Genomic DNA, 4,916 nt, shown 5'->3' with positions numbered 1-4,916 from the left:
CGCTCCCTTAGATTGGATCTTACTTCGTACGGGGCGACGAGGGTCGGGGCCGTCGCGGCCGACCGGCGCGAAGATCAGCCCGGCGACCGCCGCCAGCAGGTCCTCGGCGTACTCATCGCGGGCGGTGAGGCCCGGGTTGACCGGTGGCTTCGGTGTCGAGGACCTGCTCGGCGGTTGTCCGGCCGCGCGAGCGGGTGGCGGCTTCCGGGAGTGCGATTTCCTCCATGGTGGGCAGCGGGGATACCACACCAACACGTGGAACTCATACCAGCAGCAACCAGATCAACGAACATACGGCGATGCAAGCAATTCCCGACCTGCGCGGTGGAGGGCGGAATCAAGCGGTCAAGGCGACGCATGCCTTTCCAGTAGATCGTTGAACACTTCTATCGGCTTGCGCCAGCCCAACGTCTCACGAGGCCTTCCATTCAGCTCTGTGGCCACTCTATCGAGATCCTCCTGGGAATGCAAGGACAGATCCGTGCCCTTCGGGAAATACTGCCGAAGAAGGCCGTTGGTGTTCTCGTTCGAACCCCACTGCCACGGCGAATGCGGATCGCAAAAATAGACTGGCATGCCGGTTCTCACGGTAAAATCGGCGTGCCGGGCCATCTCCTTGCCCTGGTCCCAGGTCACGCTGTTCCGGAAGAACTCAGGCAGGGTTTCCATCTTCTTCGCGAGCAGGTAGGCGACGCGTTCGGCGTTACGGTCGTAGGGAATCCGCACCAGCATGACGAACCGCGTGGTACGATCTACCAGCGTCGCGATCTGGGACTTGTTTCCCTTCCCGATTATCAAGTCCCCTTCCCAGAACCCGGGCACGGCGCGGTCATCGGCTTCCTGCGGCCGTTCGCTGATGTTGACCATGTCGACGATCTGGCCTCTGGTCTTGGTCGCGCGGGACCGGTTCACCCGCCGGGTACGGCCCTGGCGCAGGGCGACCTTCAGCTCGGTCCGCAACTCACCCCGGGCCTGGAGGTACAGACACTCGTAGATCGTTTCGTGGGACGCGCGCATATCCTCGTCGTCGGGATGGTCCTCTCGTAGCCTCTTGCTGATCTGCTTGGGTGACCATTTTTCTCGTAGACCGTCGTTCACCGCGTCATGAAGCCGTGGCAACGCTTCGAGTTTTCTTTCCTTCGGACGTGCCAGGTTCTCCTCGCAGCGTCGCTGCGCCTCGACCGCACGATATGCCGGCGCCCCGCCGTTCCGGTTGATCTCCCGGGATATCGTTGAATGGTGCCGGCCGAGCATCTGCCCGATATACCGCGCCGACTTGTGCCGGCTCAGTTCCCGGGAGATGATTTCCCGTTCCTCGATTTTCAACACCTCGCGCAGGGCCATCCACCATCCAGTCTGTCGACGTTGCCGAGATCATCCTATCGGAGCGTCGCTACGACCATTTGACACCGCCGAGGTTCTACCGGGACTCTTCGGATGTCTTATGGGAACATCTCGCACGAATCGGTTACGCTACGGGCGTTGAAATCCCCCGCTGGCGAGGGCGGTGCAGGAACATGGCAGGTGATGAGGCCGGACCGATCCGGCGTCCAAATACGCGGCTGCGGATGCAGCGGGAGGGCCGCGGCTGGTCGCGCCCTGGCCTTGCCCAGCGTCTCCAAGACCTGGCGTGGCAGCGGGACCATCGGAACGTCAGCCCCGACAAGGTCATGGTCGCGAAGTGGGAGTTGGGGTCTCGCGCCGTGTCGCCTTACTACCGGGTGCTGTTGTGCGTCCTGTTTGAGATGTCGGCGGAGGCTCTTGGTCTTTTAGAGCCTGACGAGGAGTCGGCTCGGTGGTCTCCGCAGGAGCGGGCTTCCTCGTCGAGCGTTCTGGGGCGCCGGACATTCGTCAGCCTGGCCGGGGCGGCATCGGTGGCTGCCGCTGCGGCAGTTTCGGCTTCGGGTCCGCAGACGTCGCAGGCGGGTTCGGTATCCGCACGACCTGATCAGGTACGCAATGACCTCCACGAGATAACGACACGACTGAGAAGTTTGGATGGGGCATTAGGCCCTGGCTGCATTCTTGATCAGGCGTTGGCTCACCAGCAACTCACGATCGCGCTGCTGCGCGAGGCGGGCCGGAGCCAGCGGCGCAATATGCTGGCATTGGAAGCAGCCGACATCACCGGTCTCATCGCATGGCTTTCCTTCGACGTCGGCGAGTATGACGCATCCTTTGCTCATTACCGTGCAGCGGCGACTCTTGCCGGCGAAGGGGACGATCCCGGCTTTCTGGCCTGGGTGCTGGGCAGCGAGGCTCTCGTTCTGAACCATCTACAGAATGACCGGCAAGCGCTCGACGTGCTCCAAGCAGCCCATGATGTCGCTAGTCGGACCAGCTCTACTGTGACCAGTTCCTGGCTTGCCGCGATCGCCTGCCATACAAACGCACGGCTAGGTGACGGCCACGAGGCGTGGCGTTCCTATGGCATGGCCGAACGGTTACTCGAAGCATCCGAACGCGACACCTGCACTTCCTGGATGTCATTCTTCCACATGGCACACGTCGTGTCGGCCGGAGGCCGCGCATACCTCGCCTTGGGACAACATCGGCATGCGCTGCGGGAACTGGAGCGCGCCCTGGCTCTCCACCCGCCGCATCTCGTCCGCGAGCGATCCCAATTCCTCTGTCATCTCGGTGAAGCGCACATCGCTGCCAACGAGCTGGACGCCGGATGCTCGTTCCTCGGTGACGCCGTCGAGATAGCGTCGTGGACAAAATCGGCTCGGATAGTACAAAGGGTCCGTTCGATACGCGGATCGATTTCTCCGGCATACCGCGAGGATCGAGAAGTACATAGCCTCGATGAGCGTTTGCGGGCTGCGGCGGTGTAGCGAGAGCCTTCCCGACCGCTGGTCGGCACCGTATCGTCTGCGTTGTGTCGTCGCAGGAGGGGTCGCCGGTGACGGACCAGACACGTAGACGAGATCTGCCGCTCACGGTCCTCCACCTTGGCCGTCGGACTGGCTTGCCTGCCGCGGCAGTAGTGGCTTCCGGCTCGTTGACCCCCTCCGGTCAGCGTGCCGGACCTGGACGGCCCGTGGACGATATCCGGCAAGTCGCTTCCTCGTTGAGGCGCCTCGACGGACAGATCGGCCCTGCTCACGTCGCCCCGGCCGTCCGGCGCCACCTTCAGGCCGTCATCGACCTCGGGGAGCAGGTGGCGCAAGAGGACCGCCGAGAGCTGATTCAGCTTGCGAGCGAGACAGCCGAACTTGCCGGCTGGCTGGCCTACGATGCCGGCATCCCGGATGAGGCGGAACTGCACTACCGACGGGCAATGACCCTCGCCCAGGAGGCCGACGACCCCGCCAGAGCGGCTTGGGCGATGGGCAATCTCGGACGTGCCTTGACCTCGATGGGACGGGCCCGAGAAGCGCTGGACCACCTGGAAGCCGCCCGGCGGCTGGCCGCTGGCGTCCGGGCGCCGCGACTGGCGTCCTGGCTCGCGGCCGCGGCCGGCTGGTGTTACGCAACCCTGGGCGAGCACGCGGCCTGCGGCCAGGCCCTGAGCGCGGCGGAACGCCATCTCGCACAACCAGATGACTCCGGCTACGAATGGCTTGACTTCTACAGCTATTCCCAACTGGACAAGTGGTATGGACGCTGCCAGCTCCTTTTCGGACGGCCGGCTGAGGCCGCCCGATCCTTCCGTACGTCCCTGCGGATGCTGCCAGCGACACTTGTCCGTGAGCGGGCGTCGACGCTCACGGAACTGGCTCACGCCTACACAAAACAGGGAAACGTCGATGCGGCATGCGCCTGCCTCAGCGAGGCTGTCACGATCGCGTTGGACACAGGATCAGGCCGGATCGTGCAACGTGTAACCGAGGTCCGCCGGTTGCTCGATTCCTAGACCTCCTCGTCAGCCGTACGAGAGCTGGACAACGCGCTAGCATCGCGCGGGGCAGCGCAGTAGGCGGACTACGGGCGGCCCCGGCAGACCAGGTACCTCCCTGCCTCGTCGACCGCCGCACCGCCTACAATGCCCCCATGGTCCACGCGCCGTATCGTTCGGCCAAGGCGAGAACGCCAAGCCCACCGCAGATCCCTGCCGTGCTCAACACGGGCACCGAGTTGCAGGATGACGGAATATACGTCGCCACGCTGTTCAACGGCAGCGACTTCGGTGGAGCCTCCTTCCGGTCGATTGAGCTCGAAAAGAGCAGTTTTGCATCCGTGGATATGGGCGGATGTCGCTTCACCTCAGTTTTGATGACCCATGTGAGAATCGAGAAATCGAACCTGTCGAACATCCGAGCCGTGAAGTCGTCCCTCATCTCGGCGGAGATTCGGACGAACAGGATGACGGGCGCGGCATGGACACAGGGAAGACTACGCGATGTCCTGATAGAGGACTGCCGCCTCGATCTGGCGAACTTCAGATCCTGCCGGATGTCGAGCACGCTGTTCCGCAATTGCAACCTGAAGCAGGCCGATTTTCAGGACGCGGACCTTCGGGGAGCTATCTTTGAACACTGCGACCTCGCCGGCGCCCAACTGTCAGGAGCGCAGATGGACGGGGCACGACTGGCGAATTGTAGCCTCGTCGGGGTTCACGGCGTTACGAGCATGAGGGGAGCAGTCGTATCCACCGGAGACCTCGGTGGTCTAGCCTTCTCGCTCGCCAGCGCCCTCGGAATAGAGGTCGCCGAGGAGGTATAGGGAGGTTCCAAGCGAGGTCAAATCAGCGCCTTGTGGTTGTCACCCGCGCCCCGGGAAACTCCGTTGACCGCGTAGGACCACCGCGTGTAGACCCACCCCGGCCCGGCTGGCTCGACCTCCATATCGACAGAGAGTGTATCACCCGCGCGTAAGGCAATAGCGGTCGTAAACGGCGCTACAGTGCGCCCCCAGCACGTTTCGCTGTCGGGCGCACAGGACAGCGAAACGTTGGGGGTGAGGACTGCTGA

General features: G+C 63.4%; 4 protein-coding genes. 3 read left to right on the top strand and 1 reads right to left on the bottom strand.

The window, feature by feature from the left end; genetic code table 11:
* Positions 1-345 precede the first annotated feature (345 nt).
* Entirely contained in the window at positions 346-1,344 is a 999-nt protein-coding gene (locus MJ777_RS22215; protein ID WP_239377685.1) for an IS30 family transposase, read from the bottom strand.
* 326 nt (positions 1,345-1,670) lie between these two features.
* On the opposite strand from MJ777_RS22215, the gene MJ777_RS22210 reads away from it, so the two are divergent.
* The 3 genes from MJ777_RS22210 (at position 1,671) to MJ777_RS22200 (ending at position 4,668) form a co-directional block, all read left to right on the top strand.
* Entirely contained in the window at positions 1,671-2,837 is a 1,167-nt protein-coding gene (locus tag MJ777_RS22210; protein ID WP_239312798.1) for a hypothetical protein, read from the top strand.
* Positions 2,838-3,043: 206 nt separating this feature from the next.
* On the top strand, positions 3,044-3,859 hold the full coding sequence (locus MJ777_RS22205; protein ID WP_239312799.1) for a tetratricopeptide repeat protein: 816 nt from the start codon (positions 3,044-3,046) through the stop codon (positions 3,857-3,859).
* 200 nt (positions 3,860-4,059) lie between these two features.
* Positions 4,060-4,668, top strand: coding sequence for a pentapeptide repeat-containing protein (locus MJ777_RS22200; RefSeq protein ID WP_239312801.1), 609 nt, complete (start codon positions 4,060-4,062; stop codon positions 4,666-4,668).
* The last annotated feature ends 248 nt before the right edge of the window (positions 4,669-4,916 follow it).

It is taken from the genome of Protofrankia sp. Cj5, from assembly GCF_917627405.1.
Lineage (GTDB): Bacteria > Actinomycetota > Actinomycetes > Frankiales > Frankiaceae > Protofrankia.
This window is presented reverse-complemented; position numbering and strand designations above follow the sequence as displayed.